Source organism: Enterococcus sp. 6D12_DIV0197 (assembly GCF_002174385.1).
In the GTDB taxonomy this organism is placed as follows: Bacteria; Bacillota; Bacilli; order Lactobacillales; family Enterococcaceae; genus Enterococcus_D; species Enterococcus_D casseliflavus.
Map to the genome: position 1 here is coordinate 631,729 of NZ_NIBN01000001.1, position 23,445 is coordinate 655,173.

Here is a 23,445-nt window from a genome sequence, read left to right on the forward strand (position 1 = left end):
CAAGTAGAATGTTAGAAATCGGGAAAAAAGAATTTTGGTTCGTCGTAGGATCACAGCACTTATACGGAGAAGAAGCATTACAAGAAGTACGGGACCACGCAGAAGAAATGGTCAAAAGCTTAAATGACAGCTCAAAGCTGCCTTATCCAGTCGTTTTACAAGAACTCGCTGTTACTGCCGATACGATTACGAAAATCATGAAAGAAGTCAACTATCGGGATGAAGTCGCTGGGGTGATCACCTGGATGCATACCTTCTCACCAGCAAAAATGTGGATTCGCGGCACGAAATTATTACAAAAACCATTGCTGCACCTTGCCACTCAATACAATGAACAAATTCCATGGGAAACCATCGATATGGACTTCATGAACTTGAACCAAGCAGCTCATGGTGACCGAGAATATGGATTTATCAATGCCCGTTTGAAAAAGCAAAACAAAATCGTTGTCGGCTATTGGAAAAATGAAGCCATCCAAAAAGAAATCGCTGCTTGGATGGACGTGGCAGTCGGCTACAATGAAAGCTTCCAAATCAAAGTCGCTCGTTTTGGCGACAACATGCGTAACGTTGGGGTGACCGAAGGCGATAAAGTCGAAGCACAGATCCAATTTGGCTGGACCGTTGATTATTTTGGGATCGGCGATTTGGTTCAAGTCGTCGATGCGGTGACTGACGAAGAAGTCGATGCACTCTTTGAAGAATACAGCCAGCTGTATGATTTCGATTATGGCGATTACGACAAAGAAGAATGGGCACGTCATGTCAAAGCCCAAGCCAAACAAGAAATCGGTCTGCGCCGCTTCCTTGAAGCAGGCGGCTATACGGCATTTACCACGAACTTTGAAGACCTATATGGTATGCAGCAGTTGCCTGGTTTAGCTGTACAACGTTTGATGGCAGAAGGCTATGGGTTTGCTGGTGAAGGGGACTGGAAAACCGCCGCTATTGACCGCTTGATGAAAATCATGGCCCACAATAAAGCGACTGGCTTTATGGAAGACTATACCTATGAGCTGACACCAGGAAAAGAAGCCATCTTGCAATCCCACATGATGGAAGTCGATCCAGTATTAGCAGCCAACAAACCAAAAATCGTGGTTTCGCCATTGTCGATGGGGGATCGTGAAGACCCAGCCCGACTCGTCTTTGACGGCCAAGGCGGCGAAGGTGTCGTGGTTTCGATGGCCGACTTTGGCACCCACTACAAATTATTGATCAATGAAGTCGATGCCTTTGAGCCAACTGAAGAAGCACCAAAACTACCGGTTGCACGAGTAATGTGGACACCAAAACCAAACTTCCACGATGGCGTCAAACAGTGGATCGAAACAGGCGGTGGCCATCACACCGTTGTCTCACTCGTCCTAAATTCTGATCAGATCGAAACATGGGCGAAGCTTGTGGGATTAGAATACGTAACGATCAAATAAGTACCCAATCACAAAAGAAACCGTTGGCGATGGTCGGCGGTTTCTTTGCGTTTTTCTTAAGCTTTCTTGCCTTCTATCTGCAAAGTGCGGATAAGCAGACCCCTGAAATCACCAGCAATCAGCAAAATTGACTTTTAAATATAGGGGGCATAGACTTTTATGTAAGAGTGGAACAATGGACTAAAAGGAGGAGCACAATGAAGACAACCTACGATACACCAGAGTATTATCAGAAAATGAACGCTTGGTGGCGAGCAGCCAACTACCTTTCCGTTGGTCAGATTTATTTGAAAGACAATCCCTTATTGCGCCGCCCCATCGAAGAAAAAGATTTGAAAGTGAATCCGATTGGTCACTGGGGAACGATCGCAGGGCAAAATTTTATTTACACCCATCTCAATCGCGTCATCAATAAGTACGACTTAAACATGTTTTATATCGAAGGACCAGGCCATGGCGGACAAGTCATGGTTGCGAATGCTTATTTAGACGGCAGCTACAGCGAGATCTATCCAAAAGCCACCCAAGACGAAGCAGGGATGAAACATCTATTCAAAACCTTCTCTTTCCCAGGTGGGATTGCTTCTCATGCGGCACCTGAAACGCCAGGTTCGATCCATGAAGGCGGCGAGCTAGGCTATTCCATCGCCCACGCTACTGGAGCTATTTTAGACAATCCCGATGTCATTGCAGCAGTAGTGGTCGGTGATGGCGAAGCCGAAACTGGACCATTAGCGGGCAGCTGGTTTTCAAATACCTTTATTAATCCAGTCAATGATGGCGCAATTTTGCCTATCTTGCATTTGAATGGCGCCAAGATTGCCAATCCAACGATTTTGGCTCGTAAAAGTGACCAAGATCTCACGAAATATTTTGAAGGTATGGGTTGGACCCCTTATTTCGTAGAAGGGGACGATCCAGAAGCCGTTCATCCGCAATTGGCACAGAAAATGGATCAAGCCATCGAACAGATCCACGCGATCCAAGCAGAAGCCCGCAAAGGTTCTGCGGAAGAAGCCGCTATGCCTCATTGGCCTGTTTTGATCGTTCGCACACCGAAAGGCTGGACTGGACCGAAAGTCTGGGATGGCGAGCCGATTGAAGGGGGCTTCCGTGCCCACCAAGTGCCGATCCCTGTCAATGCGAAACATATGGAACACGTGGATGCTTTGACGGATTGGCTGCAGTCTTATCGTCCAGAAGAGCTTTTTGACGAAAACGGCCGCATCAAAGCTGAGATTCAAGAATTGGCACCAAAAGGAGAGCAGCGGATGGCGGTCAACCCAATCACCAATGGGGGGATCGATCCGCAACCGCTACGCTTGCCAGATTGGCAAGCACATGCCATTGCGATCGAGACACCAGGGGAAACGACTGCCCAAGACATGATGGTCTTTGGGAAATTTGCTCGTGACATCATCAAAGAAAATCTTGACAACTTCCGCATTTTTGGCCCAGATGAAGCCAAATCCAATCGGTTGAACCATGTGTTTGAAGTCACGGACCGCCAATGGTTGGAGCCAAAACATCCTGATTATGATGAATGGCTGTCTTCAGTGGGCCGTGTGATTGATTCACAATTATCAGAACATCAAGCAGAAGGCTTCTTGGAAGGCTATGTGCTGACGGGTCGTCATGGCTTCTTTGCCAGCTACGAGTCATTCTTAAGAGTCGTTGATTCTATGATCACGCAACACTTCAAATGGTTACGAAAAGCCCATGATCTTGACTGGCGCAACCCGTACCCCTCATTGAATTTGATCGCTTCATCAACGGTCTTCCAACAAGACCATAATGGGTACACCCACCAAGATCCAGGGATCATGACCCATATTGCAGAGAAAAAAGCCGACTTTGTGCGGGTCTACTTACCAGCCGATGCCAATAGCTTGATGGCTGTCATGGCAGAAACGCTCGCTTCTGAAGAAAAGATCAATCTAGTGGTCTCTTCAAAACACCCACGTCCGCAGTTTTATTCGGCGGATGAAGCGAAAGTGCTTGTCAAAGATGGCTTGAAAGTCATCGACTGGGCATCGACAGATGAAGGACAAGAACCCGATATTGTGATCGCAGCTGCTGGGACGGAACCGAATTTGGAAGCTTTAGCTGCTGTTTCGTTGCTGATTGAAGCCTTCCCAGAGTTGAAAGTCCGCTTCATCAATGTGGTCGATCTATTGAAATTGCGTCGTCCAGAAGTCGATCCTCGTGGGTTGAGCGATGAAGCATTCGAAGCCTACTTTACGAAAGACAAACCGATCGTGTTTGCTTTCCACGGGTATGAAGGACTGATTCGCGATATCTTCTTTGGCCGTCGCAACCAACAGCTTCATATTCATGGGTACCGAGAAAATGGCGACATCACGACACCGTTTGATATGCGGATCCTTTCTGAATTGGATCGCTTCCACTTAGCCAAAGACGCCGCCGAATGGGTCTATGGAGAAAAAGCAACGGACTTTGCCCAAAAAATGGCAGACACCGTTGCGTATCACCATGACTTTATTCGAGAAAACGGCTATGATATCGCCGAAGTCGAAGAGTGGGAATGGAAACCATTGCGTTGATTTATTCTCCACAACGCCAACGTAAGACAGTTTAAGAGCAAAAAAGCACAAAAGAAACAAAACGATCCGCAACAGCGTCGGGACACCTTACGAAGGTAGCCCGACCGACTGTCTGCGGATCGTTTTTTTAAAAGACGTCGAAACCGTAATTTTTGATATGCTGCTTCAACAAGGCGAGATAGTCCAAGGCCATCTCGCTCAGTTCCATTTTCTTGTGTTTGAGGTAACCTAGGATCATCGCATCATCGACTTCCAAAGGGATCGCAACGATTTTTTCATCATTCAGCTCACTGCTGATGATCCCAGAGCTGATGGTATAGCCGTTGAGACCCACCATCAAATTGAAGATCGTGGCACGATCGCTGATGCGGATGTGTTTTTTGCGCTGTAAAGTGCTTAAGATCTCTTCAGAAAAGTAGAAGGAATTGGTTTCCCCTTGTTCGTACGACAGATAGGTATATGGTTCCAAATCAGCTAATGTGATGCTTTTTTTCTGAGTCAGGGGATTTTCTCGGCCGATGAAGACGTGGGGTTTGGCTTCAAATAAAGGAATGAATTGCAGGTCTTTTTCGTGGATCAAACGGGTCAAGACCGTCGTGTTGAAATCATTCAGATAAATGACCCCCAATTCGCTCTTAAACGTCTGGATATCATCCAGTACATTTTGTGTCTGGGTCTCCCGCAAGGTGAATTGAAATTCATCTTCCCCTAACTGTTTGACCAGCTCCACGAAGGCGTGGACGACGAAGGCATAGTGTTGTGCGGAAACACTGAAAACATGCTTGCGATGGCTGTCTTTGCGAAAGCGTTCGTCCAAGAGATTGACTTGGTCTAAAACATTTCGAGCATAGTTGAGAAAGGAACGGCCATCATCGGTCAAGGTCACCCCTAATTTACTGCGGTAAAACAGCTGCAGATCATACTCTTTTTCCAACTCTTTCATGGCTTGAGAGAGGGAGGGCTGACTGATGAAAAGCTGTTTAGCGGCTTCATTGAAAGAGCCAGTTTCTACGATTTTTTCCAAATATTCAAGCTGCTGGATACGCATGGGATACAACCACCTTTTTATGTTATAGGTATTGCCTATGGAATATATAAGTTTATAAGTATTATCTATAGTATAAGATGTTTGCTAGAATAAATCTAACAATTTTGAAAACTTTGTATAGGAGGAATGGATATGGCAACAGACAAATTTCAGCTTGTGGGGTCATTGTTACGACCACAAGATTTATTGGACTACAAAAATCAAATCGAGCATCGGGAGGATATCCGCTACCCGTTTTATGATGCGTTTCCTGGCTACCAAGAAACGGAAGCAAAAGCGATCGCTGACATCATTGCAGCGCAAAAAGAACACGGCATTACAGTCATCACAGACGGCGAACACGGCCGCTCGATGTGGCACCTGGATTTTCTCTGGGGATTAAAAGGCGTTGAGCGCTATATCTCCGATCATGGGTATGCCTTTGAAGATTTGGACGGTGGACATTTTGAGACACGTAAAGACATCGGCATCCGAATCACAGAACCATTATCTGGCAAAAACCATCATTACTTGACGTTATTTAAAGAAACCAAACGCCAAGCTGGCGACCTGCCAGTCAAAATCACCGTCTGGGGGGCTGCCCACGCCTTTACCGAGCTGACTGTCTTTAACGACCTCGTTGGTGAAGGTCAGGTGTATCCAACGAAAGAAGCCTTGCGGGAAGGGCTGCTTAACGCCTACAAGGAATTCTTGCAGGAATACCGAGAAGCCGGTGGTGAGATCGTTCAGTTCGATGATTGTTTATGGGAATTATTCGCCGAAGACAATGACAAGAGCTTCTTCACCCAAGGCAATGACGGCTTAGAAGCGTTAGCCGATGAATTCGTGGCGATCAACAACGAAGTCGCTGACTACGCCCACGAATTAGGATTAAAAGTCTGGACCCACAATTGTCGCGGCAATTACCAAAGCCGCGCGGCAGCCAGCGGTACTTACAAAGCGATCGCCGAAAAATTCTTGCGTGATCAGCATTATGACCGCTTTTTCCTAGAGTGGGACGATGACCGTGCCGGTGATATCTCGGCTTTAGAAGCGCTGAAAGATCGTCCAGAAGTGGAAGTTGTCTTAGGCTTATTATCCAGCAAAACCGCCACATTAGACGATGAAGAGCGAGTGATCGCTTTATTAGATAAAGCTAGTCAAATCATTCCTAAGGAGCGGCTTTATCTTTCTCATCAATGCGGCTTTGCCTCTTGTGACTGCGGCAATGAGCTTTCGACTGAGCAGCAATGGGCAAAAATCAAGCAAGGGCAAGCCTTAGCTGAAGCATACTTCGGTTAAGCAGTTGCGTCTTCTTTTCCCTGAATCTTCCCCTCGAAACCGGTACATTTGACAAAGTTTCGAAAATTTCAGAAAAAATGTTTGACATTTTCTTTAAGAGCGAGTAAAGTAAGACACAACTTAATGAAACAGACATCGAAAAGAAGAGTAGCAAGGCTTGCTGTTTGAAGAGAGTCTCTGGTTGGTGCAAAGAGATAACGCATGGTTGTGAAACACATCTTGGAGTCGTTTTTCCGAAAGAAAAGTAGGAGAGACCGGGTTTGCCCGTTACAGCAGCAGTCATTGATTGATGACTTTCTGAGTTCAGTTGCTGTGAAGCACTGATAAACAAAGGTGGAACCGCGTTGATAACGTCCTTTAGCTGTAATGGCTAGGGGACGTTTTTTTTCTCTTTTTTTGCATCTCACCGAAAACCGAAAGTGGAAGGATCACAAGGACTGCACGAGGCCTTTTCCTGTGAAGGAAAGGCAAATTGAGGTGGAACCACGTATCAAGCGTCCTCTGGCAAATGCCAGTGTGCGCTTTTTTTGTTTTTCTTTTTTAGAAAAATGAAACTTGCCAGTTGCCCCTCACCAGCCAACGCCCAGCGTCACATAAGCGTCGGAGCAAACCGTCGCGAAGCTGTATCGCTGCCAATCGAAATTGAAACCTATCAAGGAGGAAGTCACCATGTTTGAGTATTTAGTCAATGTTATGCCCCAACTAATTTCAGGAACTGGAATCACCGTTAAATTGTTCGCACTGACCTTAATCGGGTCCATTCCCTTAGGCATCTTGTTGGCCTTTGTTTTAGCCAGTCGCCTGCGTATTTTGAAATTGATCGTGCAAGTCTACGTTTGGTTGATGCGAGGAACGCCTTTATTGCTACAGCTGATCTTCGTATTCTACGGTCTGCCGATCTTAGGGATCGTCTTTGACCGCTTTGAAGCAGCCTTGATCGCCTTTATTATCAATTACGCTGCTTATTTTGCCGAGATTTTCCGTGGAGGGATCCAATCGATTCCAGCCGGACAATACGAAGCCGCGAAAGTCTTGCGTTTGTCCCCGATCCAAACGATCCAAAAAATTATCATCCCACAAGTCGTCAAGATCACCCTGCCATCTGTCGGCAATGAAGTCATCAATCTTGTCAAAGACACATCCCTCGTTTACATCTTAGGATTGTCAGACGTGATGCGAATCGGGAAAATCGCCATGGAGCGAGACAGTACCTTGCTTCCGTTAGTTGGGGTCGGCTTGATTTACTTGGTGATGACAGGCGTCTTTACGTTATTGTTAAAACAAATCGAGACCAAACTGGACTATTACCGTTAGGAGGAACCACATATGTTAGAACTAAAACAAGTATCAAAGTCATTTGGCGCTAAAAAAGTCATCGATCAGCTAGACTTGACGATCGAAGACGGCAGTATCTTAGCGGTGGTCGGTCCTTCCGGTGGCGGGAAAACCACCTTGCTTCGGACACTGGCTGGTTTAGAAACGATCGATTCTGGAAGCTTTTTGCTGGATGGCAAAGCCTTTGATCCCACCGACACAAAAGAACAAGAACAAGTCGTCGGTGTCGTCTTCCAAGACTTCCAATTGTTTCCGCACTTGTCAGTTTTTGAAAACATCACTTTGGCGCCAAAAATGGTGCTAAAACAAGACAAGGCCGCGTATACAGCAAAAGCCGAACAGTTGGCAGAAAAACTAGGATTAAGTGACCTACTAGCCCAATATCCCTTCCAATTGTCCGGGGGGCAGCGGCAACGGGTGGCTATCGCACGAGCGATGGCGATGAATCCCAAAGTGTTGGCCTATGACGAGCCTACCAGCGCCTTAGATCCAGGCTTGAGACAGCAAGTCGAACAGCTGATCTTGGATCTGAAAAAAGAAGGAGTGACCCAGATCGTGGTGACCCATGATTTGGTTTTTGCCGAAAATATCGGTGATCAATTATTAAAAGTAGCAGGAGAATAAGGGGGAGAATAAAATGAAAAAATTACTATTGATGGGAATCGCAGCAGCAAGTGTATTTTTATTAGGGGCGTGTGGCAGCAGCAATGACACCACAACCAGTGCCGCTGACAAAGAAGAAGTGATCGTCGGCCTAGACGATACCTTCGTACCGATGGGCTTTAAAGACGACCAAGGCAACATCGTTGGGTTTGATGTGGATTTAGCCACAGCGATTTTGGATCTAACAGGAACCAAAGTCAAATTTCAACCAATCGATTGGTCCATGAAAGAAACCGAACTAAGCAATGGCACCATCGATATGATCTGGAACGGGTATACCAAAACCGCAGCTCGTGAAGAAAAAGTATTGTTTACAGATACTTATATGGAAAACAAACAAGTCTTAGTCACAGCGAAAGCCAGCGGCATTACTAGCTTTGATGATATGGAGGGCAAAGTCTTAGGTGCCCAAGAAGGTTCTTCTGGTTATGAGACCTTCAACAACCAACCGGAAGTTTTGAAGGATCTCGTAGACGGCAATGACGCAACCTTGTATGCCAGCTTTAATGAAGCCTTTATCGATCTAGAAAACGGTCGGATCGACGGTCTTTTGATCGACCGCGTCTACGCAGAATATTATTTGACTCAAACAGGCAAAACCGATGACTTCAACGAAATCGAAAGCCCCTTTGAAGCAGAAGATTTTGCTGTAGGTGTGCGTAAAGACGATCAAGCCATGGCAGATAAAATCAATGATGGCTTGAAAGAATTGCAAGACAATGGCACCTTTGCTGAAATCTCTGAAAAGTGGTTTGGCGAAGACGTCACACCAAACTAAAACAAGTCAACAAGAGGCACTGGCTGCTTAGCAGTTGGTGTTTTTTTTATACATTCATTTCTTTTGCGTATTTAAGGAAAGAAGGAACGATTGAAGTATATACTTGTGTATACATAGGCGTGCTCATGTTATAATGATAGGTAGTAAGGAAAATCCGATAAAGAGGGGGGAGCCGAGTGGAACATTATAAAGAGACCGCTCATTTGATTAAGTGGGGCAACGGACAGGGGGTTCGCTTGTCTAAGAAAATGATTCGGAAATTGGATCTCCAGGTAGGTTCTGAACTAGAAATGGAACTGGCAGAAGAAGTCAATGGCAAAAAACAGTTAGTTATTACAGAAAAGCAGTCAGTAGGAGAGTTGTCCCCAGAGGAGAAACTTCGTTTAGTCGATTCATTGCAAGGCATTTTAGCAGATTCATTTGAAACACCTGACGTTGTGGACATCAAAAAAGTAAGAAACGAACGGCGTAGGAAAAAATATCTGGGAGAATAAAATAAGCATGACCAAATACAAAGCCAAACGAGTCGTGATTGACACCAATGTGATCCTTGACTATTTATTAGGAAGAGGGTCTAAAAGCCATCAAGAAGCCATCAAACAGATATACAACAGTTCCATTTATGGACTTTGCGAGGGCGTGATTACGGCAAGTACCTTAACGGATCTTTTCTATATTCTCGATGGAGCAGCAGGAGTCGATGCTCGGAGGGAAGTCAAAAAACTGATCCAAGTGCATACCGTCTTAACCGTTACGGAAGCAGATTGCCTTCAGGCGCTTGATTCAACAATGATAGATTTTGAGGATGCTGTTTTAGCAGCTTGTGCGAAGCGAAATCAAATCGACAGTCTAGTAACGACCAATACAGCTGATTTTGAATCATCGGGACTGATTGTCTATACAGTCGCTGAATTTGTGCAGCAGCTAAAAAGAGGATGATCACTGCTATATCTGGCAGACATCCTCTTTTTTCCTTAAATTCCAACAGCTAACCAAAATTTCTCACAGGAAAACTTTTGTTCGCCTTCTTTTTTCGTTATAATAGGGAAAGATGAAAAGAGGGATAGAAATGGCGCAAAAAAAACGCGCAAAGAAACGCAAAACAAAAAAACAACAAAAACAGCAAGAGAAATTAATGCTGGTCGGCGTCGGCCTGCTCTTTGTCTTGTTTTCGATATTTGGCTTTTTCCATTTAGGTTTTTTAGGAACCTTGATTGCCAACGGGTTTCGGATCGTTGGCGGAAACACGTACCAATTTTTGAGTGTTGCCCTAGCCGCTTATGGTGTCTGGTTAGCGATCAAAACGACCGATGCTCGATTTAAGAGTATTCGGCGAGTGATCGGCTGTGTATTGGTGTATTTTGGTTTACTGATCATCCTCCATGCGCAAATCTTTAGTAATGTGGTGGGAGAACAAGCCAATATCTTCCAAACGACATGGATGACGCTGTTAGGCGATATCCGGCGCAGCCAAGTGACCCAAAATGTCGGGGGCGGAATGATTGGCGCCATGCTCTATGGGGCGACCTATTTTCTTGTTTCCCAGATCGGCAGCTACATCATCGCTGTTTTACTCATGCTGATCGGTGCGTTCTTGTTCAGCCAAATGAGCAGCCACGAGTTAGTCGAGCACCTGCAAGCAGCTGGTGACAAGCTGCAGCGGTTGTTAGAAGGCTCTCCAGAAAAGCAAGCCGAACGAGAAGCCCGCAAAGCGGAACGAGCAGCAGAGAAACAAGCTGCGAAAGAAGCCAAAAAAGAAGCCGAGCGAGCAGCAGTCATGGCGGAGATCAAAGAAAAGAATCAAGTCCGACCAATGACAGAAGACGAAAAATCAGCAAAAGAACAACAGATGCAAGCGCCAGCTGATTTTGAACCAGAGCAGCTGAGCTTTGTACCCATCGACCACTTCCAGGAATTGCCGCAAGCGGCGGGACCAGAGGCCGCTCAAGCACCACATCCAGCAGGAAACAAACCGGGACCAAGCAAAAAGGTCAATGAAGACGGAGAGATCCTTGATGATGATGGTGAAGTGTTGGAATTTGAGATTTCCGAAGAAGCTGAAAATCGTGATTATGAATTGCCTTCAGCGCAATTACTCGATTCGATCCCTTCAACGGATCAAAGCAGCGAGTACAAAAAGATCGAACAAAATATCGGTGTGTTAGAAACCACCTTCCAAAGCTTCGGTGTTGACGCAAAAGTCGTCAAAGCCAGCTTAGGACCAGCAGTAACCAAATTCGAAGTTCAACCAGCAGTAGGGGTCAAAGTCAGCAAAATCGTCGGGTTGACCGACGATATCGCCTTGGCCTTAGCTGCCAAAGATGTGCGGATGGAAGCGCCGATCCCAGGGAAATCATTGATTGGGATCGAAGTTCCAAACAGTGCAGTCAGCATGGTTTCATTCCGAGAAGTGATCGAAGCCCAACCGGATCATCCAGATAAACTACTAGAAGTACCTTTAGGACGCGATATTTCTGGCCGTGTCCAAACGGCAGACTTAACGAAAATGCCCCATCTCTTGATTGCCGGATCGACCGGGAGCGGGAAGTCCGTAGCCATCAACGGCATCATCACCAGTATTTTGATGCGGGCAAAACCCCATGAAGTCAAACTGATGATGATCGACCCGAAAATGGTTGAATTAAATGTTTATAATGGGATTCCCCATCTCTTGACACCTGTCGTGACAAATCCCCGCAAAGCGGCGCAAGCGTTGCAAAAAGTGGTCAAGGAAATGGAAGAGCGCTACGAAAAATTTGCGGCAACTGGGGTCCGAAACATTACTGGCTACAACGATTTAGTGATCAATAAGAATTTAGAAGACGGCGAAAATCGTCCGATCTTGCCATTCATTGTAGTGATCGTCGATGAGTTAGCCGACTTGATGATGGTTGCTAGCAACGAAGTCGAAGATGCCATCATTCGTTTGGCGCAAATGGCACGGGCAGCAGGTATCCATATGATCCTAGCAACGCAACGACCAAGTGTGGATGTCATTACAGGGATCATCAAAGCCAATGTTCCATCACGGATGGCCTTTGCGGTTTCCAGCGGTGTCGATTCGCGGACCATCATTGATGGGAACGGAGCCGAAAAACTGCTGGGACGCGGCGATATGCTGTATCTGCCGATGGGTGAGAACAAACCGATTCGGGTCCAAGGGGCCTTTATCTCCGACCAAGAAGTCGAACGAGTGGTTGAATTCGTGACCGATCAGCAAGAAGCCAATTATGAAGAAAAAATGATGGTCACTGAGGAAGAAACGAGTACCGGCAGCAGCGGACAACCGCAAGATGAGCTATTCGAAGATGCCAAAGCCCTTGTGGTGGAAATGCAGACCGCCAGCGTTTCTCTCTTGCAGCGACGTTTTCGCATCGGCTATAACCGAGCGGCTCGGTTAGTGGATGAATTAGAAGATCAAGGCGTCGTTGGCCCTTCTGAAGGCAGCAAGCCGCGGAAAGTCTTGATCGAGCCGCAACCAGAAGACATTCCTACCTTTGATGAATAAGGAGAACAAGACCAATCCAATGAGAGAAAGGCGAGATAGCAATGAAACGCAAACACATTCTTTACCGTGATGTTGCCGATAAGCTCAAAGAAGACATCATGTCGGGTCGCTACCCGATTGGTTCATTTTTACCGACGGAAACAGAATTGGAAGCCACCTTCAATGTCAGCAAGATCACTGTCCGCAAAGCCATCGAATTGTTAGCGGCAGATGAGTATGTGGAAAAACGCAGCGGACGTGGGACGACGGTTTTAAGCAATCGCCCTTATAACAAGCTGTCAAAAGGCACGACGTTTAGCCAATTGCTTGAAAAGACTGGCAAGGAATACACGAAGAAAAACCTCAGCTATGAATTAGTCGAACTTGCGCCTGAGCACCCCGCGTATTCTTTGATGGGCAAAGAAGTCATGCGTTTACGTCGCATGTATTATTTTGACCACCAACCCTTTATTTACTATGAGTACCATTTGCCAAAGCAGCTAAAGGGTACCTCCATCGAGGTCTTTGAAGAAAAATCATTGTATCGCCTATTGGATGAACATCGAATGATCATCGATCGCTTTCAAGATGCGTTCGTGGCAACGACCTTGACCGAAGAGCAACAGAAGTTTATGATCACGCCAGAGGTCGCTGCCTTGAAACGAACCCGTTATTCGTATGATCTACAAGGAGAAGTGGTAGAATATACAGAAGGGATCTATAACACCGCCTTGCATCCGTATATGATCGAGTTTGAAGCCTAGTCATTGATTAGGCTTTTTTAGCAAAAAGTGGTACCAAAATCAGAAGTGGAGCGTGAAAACTATGAGAAAAATCGCCTTTTTAGGAGCCGGTAACATGGCAAAAGCTATCATCAACGGCTTGATTGCAGCAAACCTGTATGAACCAGCAGAGATATTGGTTTATAACCATCGCTACGAGCCGACTTTGGCACAATTAGAAAAAGAAACCGGGATCACTGGGACAACTAAGCTAGCAGATGTCACCGGAAAAGCAGAGATCTTCGTCTTAGCAGTTAAACCTTTTGTCTTTCCCCGCTTGCTTGCTGATTTAAAAGACGGCTTGACCAAGGAGCATTTGCTAGTATCTATTGCCGCGGGTGTGACGATCGCGCAAATGGAAGAAATCATCGGTGCGCACAAAATCGTGCGGGTCATGCCAAATACCCCTGCACTGGTGGGGGAAGGGATGTCTTCTATCAGTCCCAACGGTCAAGTGACGGAAGCCGAAGCCAACGAAGTCAAACAGCTTTTTGAAAGCCTGGGCAAAGCCGAGCAAGTACCAGAAAGCATGATCGATGCAGTCATTGGTGTCAGCGGTTCTTCACCAGCCTACACGTATTTGTTCATTGAAGCTTTGGCAGATGGAGCAGTGGCAGAAGGAATGCCGCGGCCGATGGCGTATGAATTTGCTGCTCAAGCGGTATTAGGCGCAGCGAAGATGGTACTAGAGACGAAGGAACACCCAGGTGTCTTAAAGGATCGTGTCAGCTCACCAGGGGGCACAACGATCCAAGCAGTCAAAACCTTAGAGGAAAATGGCTTTCGTGCGGCTGTCATCAAAGCAGTGCAAGCAGCTGCTGACAAAAGTCGGGAGATGTCTTGATCCCCAGTGAGTGAGGAAAAAATCTTAGCAAAACGAAGGAGCGTTTATGAAAGAACTTTTGATTTTTGATTTTGATGGATTGTTAGTCGATACTGAAAGAGTCTATTTTGATGGGTGGTTGGCGCTATTTAAAAAGTATGAGCTTCCGATTACAGCCGCTGATATTTTTGGTTGGCGTGGTCAAAGTTGGCAACAGACTGCCACTAAATTAGCCGACCTCGTAGGCGGTCAGCAGCGGGTGCAGGAATTACGAGCAGAACGGGAAGTCTATATTGCCCAGCAAATAACCGATGGCACCTTCAAAACCAAACCCTATGCGAAAGAAACCATCGCCTTGGCTCGTGAGAAAGGCTTCCAAACGGCATTAGCCACCTCGACGATGAAAAAAAGAGCCTCTGAATTGTTGGCGCATTTCGATTTGTTGCAGGCCTTTGACTATCAGACCTTTGGCGATGACGTCTCCGCCCATAAGCCTGATCCAGCACCGTACTTGCTGACTTTAGAAAAAGCGCAAGTCGCAGCAGAAAAAGCTTTAGTCATGGAAGATTCTCTTGTGGGAGCAACAGCCGCGACGCGTGCGGGCATCGATGTCGTGCTGATTCCCGATCAAAGTTTTGATCAAGTCTATTCCCCAGAGGAAAAAGCAGATCTTCAGTTATATGGCGAAGCTACCTCATTGAAGTATGTGTATGAGTTATTGGCAAAGGATCAACTGAAATAATACCTAAAAAAGCTTCCTTTTTCGTTGCAGAAAAAGGAAGCTTTTTTTGTATAGGAAAGGCCTGTAAAAAAACAGATCAAAGGATATGAGTGGTGTGTTTTTCGCCATCATGGTAAAGTTAAAGAAAGTTTAACAATAAGCGAAAAAAAACAAAAAGTAAAGGGGTTTCATTTTGACAAAAACGTCCATTTGTCAAAAGGACTTTTCTTGGTCGATCGTAGCCGTTGGCGGCGGGGGAAAAACATGGTAAATTATCCTTCGACGAAGAACTAGTGGGGGAAGAAAAAAATGAATAAACTAAAGAATGTTTTCTATTTATATAAACTGGACTGGAAACGAATTTTCAGCAATCCAATCTCTGCATTTTTGATCATTGCCTTAATGATTTTACCCTCGCTTTATGCGTGGTTCAATATCAAAGCCCTCTGGGACCCATACGGCAACACCAGTGAATTGCCGATCGCCGTTTATAGTGCGGATAAAGGGGCAGAATTTCAAGACAAGCACATCGATATCGGTGATGAAGTCATCGACACCCTCCATAAAAACAAGCAGTTGGGCTGGCGCTTCTTGGATTCAAAAGAGGACTTAGTAGAAGGGGTCAAGTCAGGAAAATATTACGCGGGTATTTATCTGCCAGCGGATTTTTCAGATGATCTGATCAGCTTTACCAGCGGGAAAATCGAAAAACCGACCATTGAGTATTACAGCAACCAAAAAATCAACGCCATCGCACCAAAAATCACCGAGAAAGGAGCTAGCAGCCTTCAAGAAGAGATCTCACAGAACTTTATTGAAACCGCCAGCTCTACGTTAATAAAAGTCTTCAATGAAATCGGCTATGACATTGATTCCAACTTAGTCAGCATCAACAAAGTCAAATCGATGATCTTAGATACCGATGACAATTTGGCTACGATCGACGGTTACACGAAAGAGATCGTCACCTTGCACGATAAGTTTCCAGAAATCAAAGAAAAGATCGCAAAAGCCGAAGAATTTACCGATTATATCCCGCAAGTGGATGCCATGGGGGAAAAACTGATTGGCCTAAACGACAAGCTGCCAGCATTGAAGAAAGAAGCCAGCATCATTTTGACCTTGCAAGAGAAGATCCCAGAGATCCAAAATGCCGGCAAACAATTGAAGATGATCGATGATGATTTTGATGACATTGCCAGCACCATGACGGACGGCATCGATACCGCCAAACAAGGACTGCAAGTCATTGAACAAGTGCAAGCCGCGTTACCACAGATCGAACAACTAGGCGACCAAGCCGCCAGCTTCGCCACCGCGACCAAAGATGGGGCGCAACAATTGCAAGATGCCCTGCCAAGTATTTCTAGCAGTGTGAAGGTGACAATTGAGTCGATTCGTCAAGTGGCAACAACTACTGCTGGGTTAACCAGCTGGATTAGTCAAGAACTAACCGATAAAAAATTAACAGATGAAGAACGCCAAGCAATCAGTGCAACGATCACTGACTTTCAAAAGAACATCCAACAACAACAAGCAGCCTTGGATTCCTTGATTGCCTTTTTAACCAATATTCAGAATTCTGGCAGTAACGCCGACCTAGAAGGTATCATTACGCAACTGAGCAATGCCAAAACATCGCTAGGTGTTTTATCTGACCGCTTATCGCAATTGAATAACCTTGTTCAAAATGGGTCTGTTGATGAAATTACAGCGTATCTCGATCAAGTCACCGCAGCTGCTCAAAATGTTACTGATCTTCTGGATCCTAAGAGTTTTAATGTTGATGCCATTACTAAAACCATCAACGACATCCTAACCAAACTAATCGAAACCATCACCACCGCCGAAGATGTCTTGAAAAAAGCCCAAGAGATCGATTTTGACTCGTTGCTGTCTTCCACCAAATCAGTGGTCAGCAATGCCGTGACGATTTTGGAAAAATACCAAAAAGAATTGCCTGCCATCAAGCAAGAATTGCATGATGCCAATACGATGCTGAACGGTCACATGGATGAAATCGTCAATGCCATCAACAAAGGAGCCGACCTATACAACAACGAATTGCCAGTGGTCGAAGAAAAATTAGGGTTGGCCGTAGACTTCTTGCAAAACGATTGGCCAACCATCAAATCAGAAATCAGCTCTACAATGGCGATGGTGGATGAAAAACTGCCAGAAGTTGAAAAAGCCTTGGATGCGGCCGTTGATTTGATCAACAACGATTGGCCGAGCATCAAAGCTGGCATCCACAAAGCCGCTGATGCGATCCGAGCAGGAGAAAATGAAGTCGATCTTGGGGAAGTCATCAAATTATTGAAACTTGATGCCACCGATGAAGCCGACTTCTTCAAACAACCAGTGGAATTAAAAAGCAATGAAATCTATCCAATCGCCAACAATGGTTCAGCTAGCACACCGTTTTATACCGCATTGTGTTTGTGGGTAGGGGCATTATTGTTGTCAAGTGTCGCTACAACGGAGTATCATTTAGAGAAGAAAGACAAAAAACGCTTTACACAACGTGAAACCTTTGTGGCACGAATGCTGACGTTCTTGACGATGGCAGTCGCCCAAAGTTTGATCGTGACCCTAGGAAATATGTTTTTATTAGGCGTTGATGTTCACAACCCAGTGTACAGTGTCTTCTTCGCATTACTCGTCGGACTCGCCTTTATGATGATCGTTTACGTACTGGCAGGACTGTTCGGCAACCTCGGGAAAGGGATCGCCATCATCATTTTGGTTCTCTCCATCTCAGGTGGGGGAGGAAACTACCCGATCCAAGTTTCTGGGAAGTTCTTCCAATTCATTAATCCGCTGCTGCCATTTACCCATGCAGTCAATCTGTTAAGAGAATCAGCTGGCGGGATCTATTGGCCAAATGCCGTGCCACAATTGGTTATTTTAACGATTTTGTTCCTGGTCTTTGGGATCGTCGGTACCTACGCGTATCCTTATCTAGTCAACTCTACGAAGAAATTAAGCGACATTTCCAAAGAAAGTCATTTCTTCCACTAACATCGAAAAGCAGAAAGAGCATTTGTTCTTTCTGCTTTTGTGCCATCACGTGAAATTTCTAATAATCAAAAGAGGGAAAAAGGGCCGTTTTTTCATCTGATTTTCATTGACTTTTCGCGGTTACAAGAGTAGCATACAGTCTTGATAATTCAATATTTGTGAGGATATCGTTACAAGTTTAACGAAGGATTTTTTCATGAAAAGGAGTGTAGAAAAAGTGGAGTATTTGAAACGTTTGTTGGTCGGACGTCCATTGAAATCCGCAGAGAATGATGAACAAAAACTGAGCCGGACGGCGGCCCTTGCGTTGCTATCTTCTGATGCTTTGTCTTCGATTGCTTATGGGACAGAGCAGATCGTTGTCGTATTAGTGGCACTTTCCGCTGCTGCCATCTGGTATTCATTACCGATCGCTGCTTTTGTTATTATTCTTTTGATTTCATTGACCTTGTCTTACCGTCAGATCATTCATGCATACCCTCACGGTGGTGGGGCGTATGTAGTAAGTAGTGAAAATTTAGGGAAAAATGCGGGCCTGATTGCCGGCGGCTCACTGTTGATCGATTATATGCTGACAGTAGCAGTATCCGTCTCAGCAGGGGCAGAAGCCATCACTTCTGCTGTGCCAGCGTTGTTCGGCCATCAAGTGGCGATTTCTGTCGTGATCGTGCTCTTGATCATGATGATGAATCTGCGAGGGCTGCGAGAATCAGCTAGCTTCTTAATGATTCCAGTCTACACCTTTATCGCAGTGATCACAGTCTTGATCGTGGTCGGCTTGTACAACATCGTAACTGGTGCGCAACCGTTGAATGCAACCGCACTGCCAGGCGCTGTCGTGCCTGGGGTATCCGTAGCCTTGATCTTACGGGCTTTCTCATCAGGTTCCTCTTCTTTGACGGGGGTCGAAGCGATCAGTAACGCGGTGCCATTTTTCAAAAAACCACGGGCGAAAAATGCAGCTGCGACCTTGACGATCATGGCTGCGATCTTAGGGTTCTTCTTCGTCGGTATCACTTTTATCAACTATTGGTACGGTATCGTACCAGAAGCAGAAGTGACCGTCCTATCTCAAATCGGCTCTGCTGTTTTTGGTCATGGGTTTATGTACTACGTTTTGCAATTTGCCACAGCGCTGATTTTAGCAGTTGCCGCAAATACAGGATTTTCCGCCTTCCCCGTGTTGGCGTATAACTTAGCCAAAGACAAATATATGCCACACATGTATCAAGACCGTGGGGATCGTCTCGGCTACTCAAACGGGATCATCACCTTAGCTGCTGGTTCCATCGTCCTATTGTTTATCTTCCAAGGATCGACCGAGCGTTTGATTCCGTTGTATTCCATCGGGGTATTCATTCCTTTTGCACTATCCCAAAGCGGAATGGTCGTCAAATGGAAAAAAGAAGGCAAAGGCTGGTTCTTTAAATCGATCGCCAACATCATTGGGGCTTTGATTTCTTTTGCGATCATTGCCATCTTGTTCGTGTATCGCTTAGGCGATATTTGGCCATTCTTCATTATCATGCCGATCCTCTTGTATATCTTTTACAAGATCCATGATCATTATAAAAAAGTCGCAGAACAGCTGCGATTGGAAAAACAAGAAGCACTGCATGTTTATGAAGGAAATACCGTGATCGTTCTCGTCGGAAATGTTACCCGAGTAAATATCGGCGCATTGAACTATGCCCAATCGATTGGTGATTATGTCGTGGCGATGCACGTCTCGTTGGATGAAGATGTGAAGAAAGAAAAAGAGATCGAACAAGAATTTAAGCAAAAATTCCCAGACGTGCGTTTCTCCGTCGTTCATTCTTCGTATCGTTCGATTGAAAATCCCATCTTGCGTTATGTGGATCTAGTCAGCCGCAATGCAGCCAAACACAATTACACAACGACCGTCATCATTCCACAGTTTGTCCCAAGACGTCGCTGGCAAAATATTTTGCACAACCAAACAAGCCTGCGCTTGCGTTTCAGACTCTCTTGGCGTGAGAACATCATTGTAAGTACGTACAGTTACCATTTGAAGAAATAACAAAAACGCTAGTTTAGCGACCTGATTCCCAAAAGAAATGTTTGGGTCAGCCGCTAAGACTAGCGTTTTTTTTTAGCTATAAAACATTTTCAGTTTGATATCCTGATCGTAATTCCCAAACCCCTTGCCAAAGAGGGTACAACCGCCGACATGCTCGGCATCTTCTTTGACTTCCACTTTTAAGTGCCACGTATCTTCGTAGGCAGGTATATCCTTGATCGTAATGTCGGAAAGAGGAACACCTTCCATGTAGGTTCCGTGATCCATGATGCGGATCGTCTTCAATAACCCGTACTGATTGAGATTGTCTGGATACCAATCCGGTGTATACTTGCCGCGAATATCTGCAAAATCCCCTGGGCTAGTCCATGTACCAAGCTCCACACCATTTAAGCTGAAGGTGATGTCTGACGGCCAGTTGTTATTGGAAAAAGGAAATTCAGACGAAACTTCCATTGAAATCTCCATCATTTCAAGTTTTTCTTCTCTTGCTAAAAAGTTTGGCGATTGGTATTCAACAAATCCTTTCGTAAACCACAAGATGCGGGCATCCATTCGTCGAGGATCCATGAAAAACTTCGGTTCATCTACCATTCCCACAAAATCAGCTGAAGTAGCAAGCCCGCACGTTGGTTCTACCGAATAATTTGTATAATGACCGATCGGTATCGCCGTTTCTTTCGTATCAAAGGCATTAAAGATTTTCTCAGGAAAGTTGATATCGATATGATCCACTCTCAAACTGGAAATCTTTTTTTGCCCCACACGCTCTGTTTTGATGATTTTGGCTTCTTCTAATTTTTTGATGTGCATCGTAATGATAGCGCTGCTTAAGCCCAACTCCTGTGCCAACTCTTTGACATTCATCTTGTTTTTAGCCAGCAATTGAATGATTTTGATTCGCACGTTACTGGCAAGTGCCTCATAGACAGGCAATGCTTCTTGATTGATTTCTAATTGCATCGTGTCACCTCCGCTTAAACTGTTTGATTTACTTGAATGTTAACATATTTGCTAATTTGTGTAAATAGCGTTGTTTATTTCGCTAGCTATTAATATATTTATTAATTAATATAGATATTATCCTAAATAAATTAATCAAAATATTGTTGACAGCGATTACAAATCAAGTTATGATTTATTTGTAAATTGAAAGTGTTTGCAAACGCTAGAAATGAATAATGCAATTATAAATGCTGGGATAGCAAATAAGAGAAGGAGGATAGGCGTGTTCGGCTTCAAAGACCAAAATTCAATTTCTATGAAAGAGGGAAAAACATGAAGAAGAAACTTATTATTATTGGTGCTTTAGTTGCAGTCGTTGCAGTTGCCCTTATTGGTTTTAATCGTTATCAGGCAGCGGAAAAAGAAAAATACACGATTAATTTTTGGTCACCCCTTACTGGTGATGATGGCGCTTATATGGATCAGATCGTAAATGAATTCAATGAACAATCAGGTTCCGATTATACAATCAATCATGTGATCACGTCTGATATGTACACTAAATTAAGTACGGTTGTAAGTTCTAAAAGTGGGATTCCAGATTTGACTTTGATGCATTCTTATAAAGTAGAGGAATTTGTCAATTCCGATATTATTGATCCGGTTGATCGTCTGGTTTCTTATCAACCTGAGTTAGAAGAAAGCAATTATTTAGATACGGCGTGGAATGCAGGGAAAATCGGCGATACTCAATATACGATCCCATTAGATATCCATGCCAGTGCCATGTATTACAATCAAGATCTTTTAGAAAAATACAATGTCACTTCTTGGTTAGACGATAACATCGTGACGTTTGATGAAATGATGTCATTAGCAGGGCAGATGGAAGAAGGCGATTATGTCGTAAATAATGCGTTACTTTCTTGGGTTATCTTAGCGCAAATCCGTAACTTAGGCGGCGCGATTTCTGACGATGCTGGGAACCCGACGGTGAATACGCCAGAAATGAAAGAAGCGTTAGAAAGAATTAAAGCGTTAACAGATGCGGGCCTGATGACACCTTATGGAGAAGATGGGTATTTGATGTTCCAAGGCGGAAACGTACTCTTATCAACAGATGGTACTTGGACTTCTACCGCTCATGATGCGGTTGAGGGCTTGAATTGGGGAGTAACAAATATTTATTCGACTTCAGATGACATCGCAACCAACCGAGCAGCTTCTCATATGTTTGGCATGTTGAAGAGTGAAAGCAGAACAGAAGAAAAAGAAGAAGTAATCGCACAATTTTTAGAATTTGTTCGTACAAACTCGATCGAATGGGCAAAAGCCGGTCAAATCGTTGCAAGTAAAGATATTTTAGAAAGTGATGATTACCAACAATACCCACAATCATTCTTTACTTCTACACCAGAGGAAGAAGAAACACTTTACATCTTTGACTACGTTTATTTCTCTTATGTCTTAGAAGCATTAGATGTTTATAGTACAGATATCGCTTACGGTGAATTAGATATGGATGAAGGATTAGAAACGATGCAACAATATGTCGAAGACAAGATTGCAGAAGTAGCTAGATAAGTGAAGGGGGATAATTCTATCCCCTTTTCCAATTTTTAGAAGGGAATGAAAGGAATGAAAAAAAAGAGCATTAACTGGGCATCGATCGCATTCATTGGACCACACATGGTACTCTTTATTATTTTTGTATGTATTCCAACGATCTATGGTATTTATGCTTCATTTACGCAATGGAATTTGATCTCTGATCCAGTCTGGGTCGGTTTTAACAACTATAAAACATTATTGTTTGATAGTTCCTCGACGTTCTATACCCAATTTTGGAATGGTTTGAAAAATACCTTTATTTTCGTTTTGATCATGGTGCCGTTACAAATCATCATTCCACTGATGATTGCAGCTGCATTGCAGCATAAAAAAGTGAAGCTGAAAGGACTTTTTCAAGCAATTCTATATATTCCAGGTCTTATCTCTGTTTCAGCAGGTTCTTTGATTTGGTCATTGATTTTCCACTCTCGATTAGGTGCCGTCAATAATATTTTTGGATTCGATTTCTCTTGGGCTTCGCGACAACCCTATGCTTGGATCTTAATTTTTGTTGTCAGCATTTGGGGAGCAATCGGTGGTAACATGATCATTTATCGCTCAGCTTTAGCGGGTGTCAATGAAGACCTTTATGAAGCGGCAGAGATCGACGGAGCGGGAGCATTCCAAAAATTCTTGAATGTGACCTTGCCATCTATTCGCTTTCCACTTTTATATACGATCGTGATGACAACTGCTGGAGCATTTAATGTCTTTGCACAGCCTTTGATGATGACAGGTGGAGGTCCAAACCAAAGCACGACTGTATTGATGATGTATATCCGCTCATTGGCTTTTAGTCAAGGAGAGTCAATTGCAGGAATGGCTTCGGCAATGGCAGTCATCTTAGGATTGATCATTATGTGTGTGTCCGTATTTCAATATTTTCTTTTAGATAGAAGCAATACTTAAGGG

General features: G+C 44.5%; 18 protein-coding genes and 1 other annotated feature. Of the genes, 16 read left to right on the forward strand and 2 right to left on the reverse strand.

The features are described from left to right. Positions 1-8: 8 nt before the first annotated feature. A complete protein-coding gene (araA, locus tag A5867_RS03080; protein WP_005227266.1) occupies positions 9-1,433 on the forward strand; it encodes an L-arabinose isomerase in 1,425 nt (474 codons plus the stop codon). 197 nt (positions 1,434-1,630) lie between these two features. Beyond that, on the forward strand, positions 1,631-3,997 hold the full coding sequence (locus A5867_RS03085) for a phosphoketolase family protein (protein ID WP_087626835.1): 2,367 nt from the start codon (positions 1,631-1,633) through the stop codon (positions 3,995-3,997). A gap of 127 nt (positions 3,998-4,124) precedes the next feature. Here A5867_RS03085 and A5867_RS03090 read toward each other — a convergent pair whose 3' ends face one another. Then, entirely contained in the window at positions 4,125-5,045 is a 921-nt protein-coding gene (locus tag A5867_RS03090) for a LysR family transcriptional regulator (protein WP_087626836.1), read from the reverse strand. Positions 5,046-5,171: 126 nt separating this feature from the next. Here A5867_RS03090 and A5867_RS03095 point away from each other — a divergent pair, with 126 nt between their 5' ends. From A5867_RS03095 to A5867_RS03160, 12 genes are all read left to right on the forward strand, one after another. Continuing rightward, positions 5,172-6,326, forward strand: a complete 1,155-nt coding sequence (locus A5867_RS03095; RefSeq protein WP_005227269.1) for a cobalamin-independent methionine synthase II family protein — start codon at positions 5,172-5,174, stop codon at positions 6,324-6,326. A 126-nt stretch (positions 6,327-6,452) separates the two neighbouring features. Next, positions 6,453-6,687 (forward strand) — a binding site (T-box leader). Between the two features lie 308 nt (positions 6,688-6,995). Continuing rightward, complete coding sequence (locus A5867_RS03105; RefSeq protein ID WP_010748717.1) at positions 6,996-7,640, forward strand: amino acid ABC transporter permease; 645 nt, start codon at positions 6,996-6,998, stop codon at positions 7,638-7,640. A 12-nt stretch (positions 7,641-7,652) separates the two neighbouring features. Further along, entirely contained in the window at positions 7,653-8,285 is a 633-nt protein-coding gene (locus A5867_RS03110) for an amino acid ABC transporter ATP-binding protein (protein ID WP_005227272.1), read from the forward strand. Between the two features lie 13 nt (positions 8,286-8,298). Continuing rightward, on the forward strand, positions 8,299-9,102 hold the full coding sequence (locus tag A5867_RS03115) for an amino acid ABC transporter substrate-binding protein (RefSeq protein WP_016609607.1): 804 nt from the start codon (positions 8,299-8,301) through the stop codon (positions 9,100-9,102). A 176-nt stretch (positions 9,103-9,278) separates the two neighbouring features. Further along, positions 9,279-9,596, forward strand: a complete 318-nt coding sequence (locus tag A5867_RS03120; protein ID WP_005227274.1) for a hypothetical protein — start codon at positions 9,279-9,281, stop codon at positions 9,594-9,596. 7 nt (positions 9,597-9,603) lie between these two features. Then, positions 9,604-10,041 (forward strand): PIN domain-containing protein, encoded by a 438-nt coding sequence (locus A5867_RS03125; RefSeq protein WP_087626837.1) that lies wholly within the window; start codon positions 9,604-9,606, stop codon positions 10,039-10,041. Between the two features lie 130 nt (positions 10,042-10,171). After that, on the forward strand, positions 10,172-12,610 hold the full coding sequence (locus A5867_RS03130) for a DNA translocase FtsK (protein ID WP_010748722.1): 2,439 nt from the start codon (positions 10,172-10,174) through the stop codon (positions 12,608-12,610). Between the two features lie 41 nt (positions 12,611-12,651). Then, positions 12,652-13,353 (forward strand): GntR family transcriptional regulator, encoded by a 702-nt coding sequence (locus A5867_RS03135; RefSeq protein WP_005232219.1) that lies wholly within the window; start codon positions 12,652-12,654, stop codon positions 13,351-13,353. 61 nt (positions 13,354-13,414) lie between these two features. Further along, a complete protein-coding gene (proC, locus tag A5867_RS03140; RefSeq protein ID WP_087626838.1) occupies positions 13,415-14,215 on the forward strand; it encodes a pyrroline-5-carboxylate reductase in 801 nt (266 codons plus the stop codon). A 46-nt stretch (positions 14,216-14,261) separates the two neighbouring features. Continuing rightward, positions 14,262-14,936 (forward strand): HAD family phosphatase, encoded by a 675-nt coding sequence (locus A5867_RS03145; RefSeq protein ID WP_005227279.1) that lies wholly within the window; start codon positions 14,262-14,264, stop codon positions 14,934-14,936. A 288-nt stretch (positions 14,937-15,224) separates the two neighbouring features. Beyond that, positions 15,225-17,936: a YhgE/Pip domain-containing protein gene (locus A5867_RS03155; protein ID WP_087626839.1), complete on the forward strand. Its 2,712-nt coding sequence runs from the start codon at positions 15,225-15,227 to the stop codon at positions 17,934-17,936. Positions 17,937-18,153: 217 nt separating this feature from the next. Continuing rightward, complete coding sequence (locus A5867_RS03160; protein ID WP_005227281.1) at positions 18,154-19,977, forward strand: APC family permease; 1,824 nt, start codon at positions 18,154-18,156, stop codon at positions 19,975-19,977. Positions 19,978-20,049: 72 nt separating this feature from the next. Here the strand turns inward: A5867_RS03160 and A5867_RS03165 are convergent, their stop codons facing one another. Beyond that, positions 20,050-20,940, reverse strand: coding sequence for a metalloregulator ArsR/SmtB family transcription factor (locus tag A5867_RS03165; protein WP_005227282.1), 891 nt, complete (start codon positions 20,938-20,940; stop codon positions 20,050-20,052). Positions 20,941-21,255: 315 nt separating this feature from the next. Between A5867_RS03165 and A5867_RS03170 the strand changes: the two genes are divergently transcribed. Both A5867_RS03170 and A5867_RS03175 read left to right on the forward strand, forming a co-directional pair. Beyond that, positions 21,256-22,506: an extracellular solute-binding protein gene (locus A5867_RS03170; RefSeq protein WP_005227283.1), complete on the forward strand. Its 1,251-nt coding sequence runs from the start codon at positions 21,256-21,258 to the stop codon at positions 22,504-22,506. 45 nt (positions 22,507-22,551) lie between these two features. Continuing rightward, positions 22,552-23,442 (forward strand): sugar ABC transporter permease, encoded by an 891-nt coding sequence (locus A5867_RS03175; protein WP_005227284.1) that lies wholly within the window; start codon positions 22,552-22,554, stop codon positions 23,440-23,442. Positions 23,443-23,445 lie beyond the last annotated feature (3 nt).

What these genes read in the sequence shown, in the direction of transcription:
- A5867_RS03135 (WP_005232219.1), top strand. Translation starts at nt 12,652, where the DNA reads ATGAAACGCAAACACATTCTTTACCGTGATGTTGCCGATAAGCTCAAA.
- A5867_RS03165 (WP_005227282.1), bottom strand. Translation starts at nt 20,940, where the DNA reads ATGCAATTAGAAATCAATCAAGAAGCATTGCCTGTCTATGAGGCACTT.
- A5867_RS03115 (WP_016609607.1), top strand. Translation starts at nt 8,299, where the DNA reads ATGAAAAAATTACTATTGATGGGAATCGCAGCAGCAAGTGTATTTTTA.
- araA (WP_005227266.1), top strand. Translation starts at nt 9, where the DNA reads ATGTTAGAAATCGGGAAAAAAGAATTTTGGTTCGTCGTAGGATCACAG.
- A5867_RS03175 (WP_005227284.1), top strand. Translation starts at nt 22,552, where the DNA reads ATGAAAGGAATGAAAAAAAAGAGCATTAACTGGGCATCGATCGCATTC.
- A5867_RS03130 (WP_010748722.1), top strand. Translation starts at nt 10,172, where the DNA reads ATGGCGCAAAAAAAACGCGCAAAGAAACGCAAAACAAAAAAACAACAA.
- A5867_RS03155 (WP_087626839.1), top strand. Translation starts at nt 15,225, where the DNA reads ATGAATAAACTAAAGAATGTTTTCTATTTATATAAACTGGACTGGAAA.
- A5867_RS03090 (WP_087626836.1), bottom strand. Translation starts at nt 5,045, where the DNA reads ATGCGTATCCAGCAGCTTGAATATTTGGAAAAAATCGTAGAAACTGGC.
- A5867_RS03085 (WP_087626835.1), top strand. Translation starts at nt 1,631, where the DNA reads ATGAAGACAACCTACGATACACCAGAGTATTATCAGAAAATGAACGCT.
- proC (WP_087626838.1), top strand. Translation starts at nt 13,415, where the DNA reads ATGAGAAAAATCGCCTTTTTAGGAGCCGGTAACATGGCAAAAGCTATC.
- A5867_RS03105 (WP_010748717.1), top strand. Translation starts at nt 6,996, where the DNA reads ATGTTTGAGTATTTAGTCAATGTTATGCCCCAACTAATTTCAGGAACT.
- A5867_RS03095 (WP_005227269.1), top strand. Translation starts at nt 5,172, where the DNA reads ATGGATATGGCAACAGACAAATTTCAGCTTGTGGGGTCATTGTTACGA.
- A5867_RS03110 (WP_005227272.1), top strand. Translation starts at nt 7,653, where the DNA reads ATGTTAGAACTAAAACAAGTATCAAAGTCATTTGGCGCTAAAAAAGTC.
- A5867_RS03170 (WP_005227283.1), top strand. Translation starts at nt 21,256, where the DNA reads ATGAAGAAGAAACTTATTATTATTGGTGCTTTAGTTGCAGTCGTTGCA.
- A5867_RS03145 (WP_005227279.1), top strand. Translation starts at nt 14,262, where the DNA reads ATGAAAGAACTTTTGATTTTTGATTTTGATGGATTGTTAGTCGATACT.
- A5867_RS03125 (WP_087626837.1), top strand. Translation starts at nt 9,604, where the DNA reads ATGACCAAATACAAAGCCAAACGAGTCGTGATTGACACCAATGTGATC.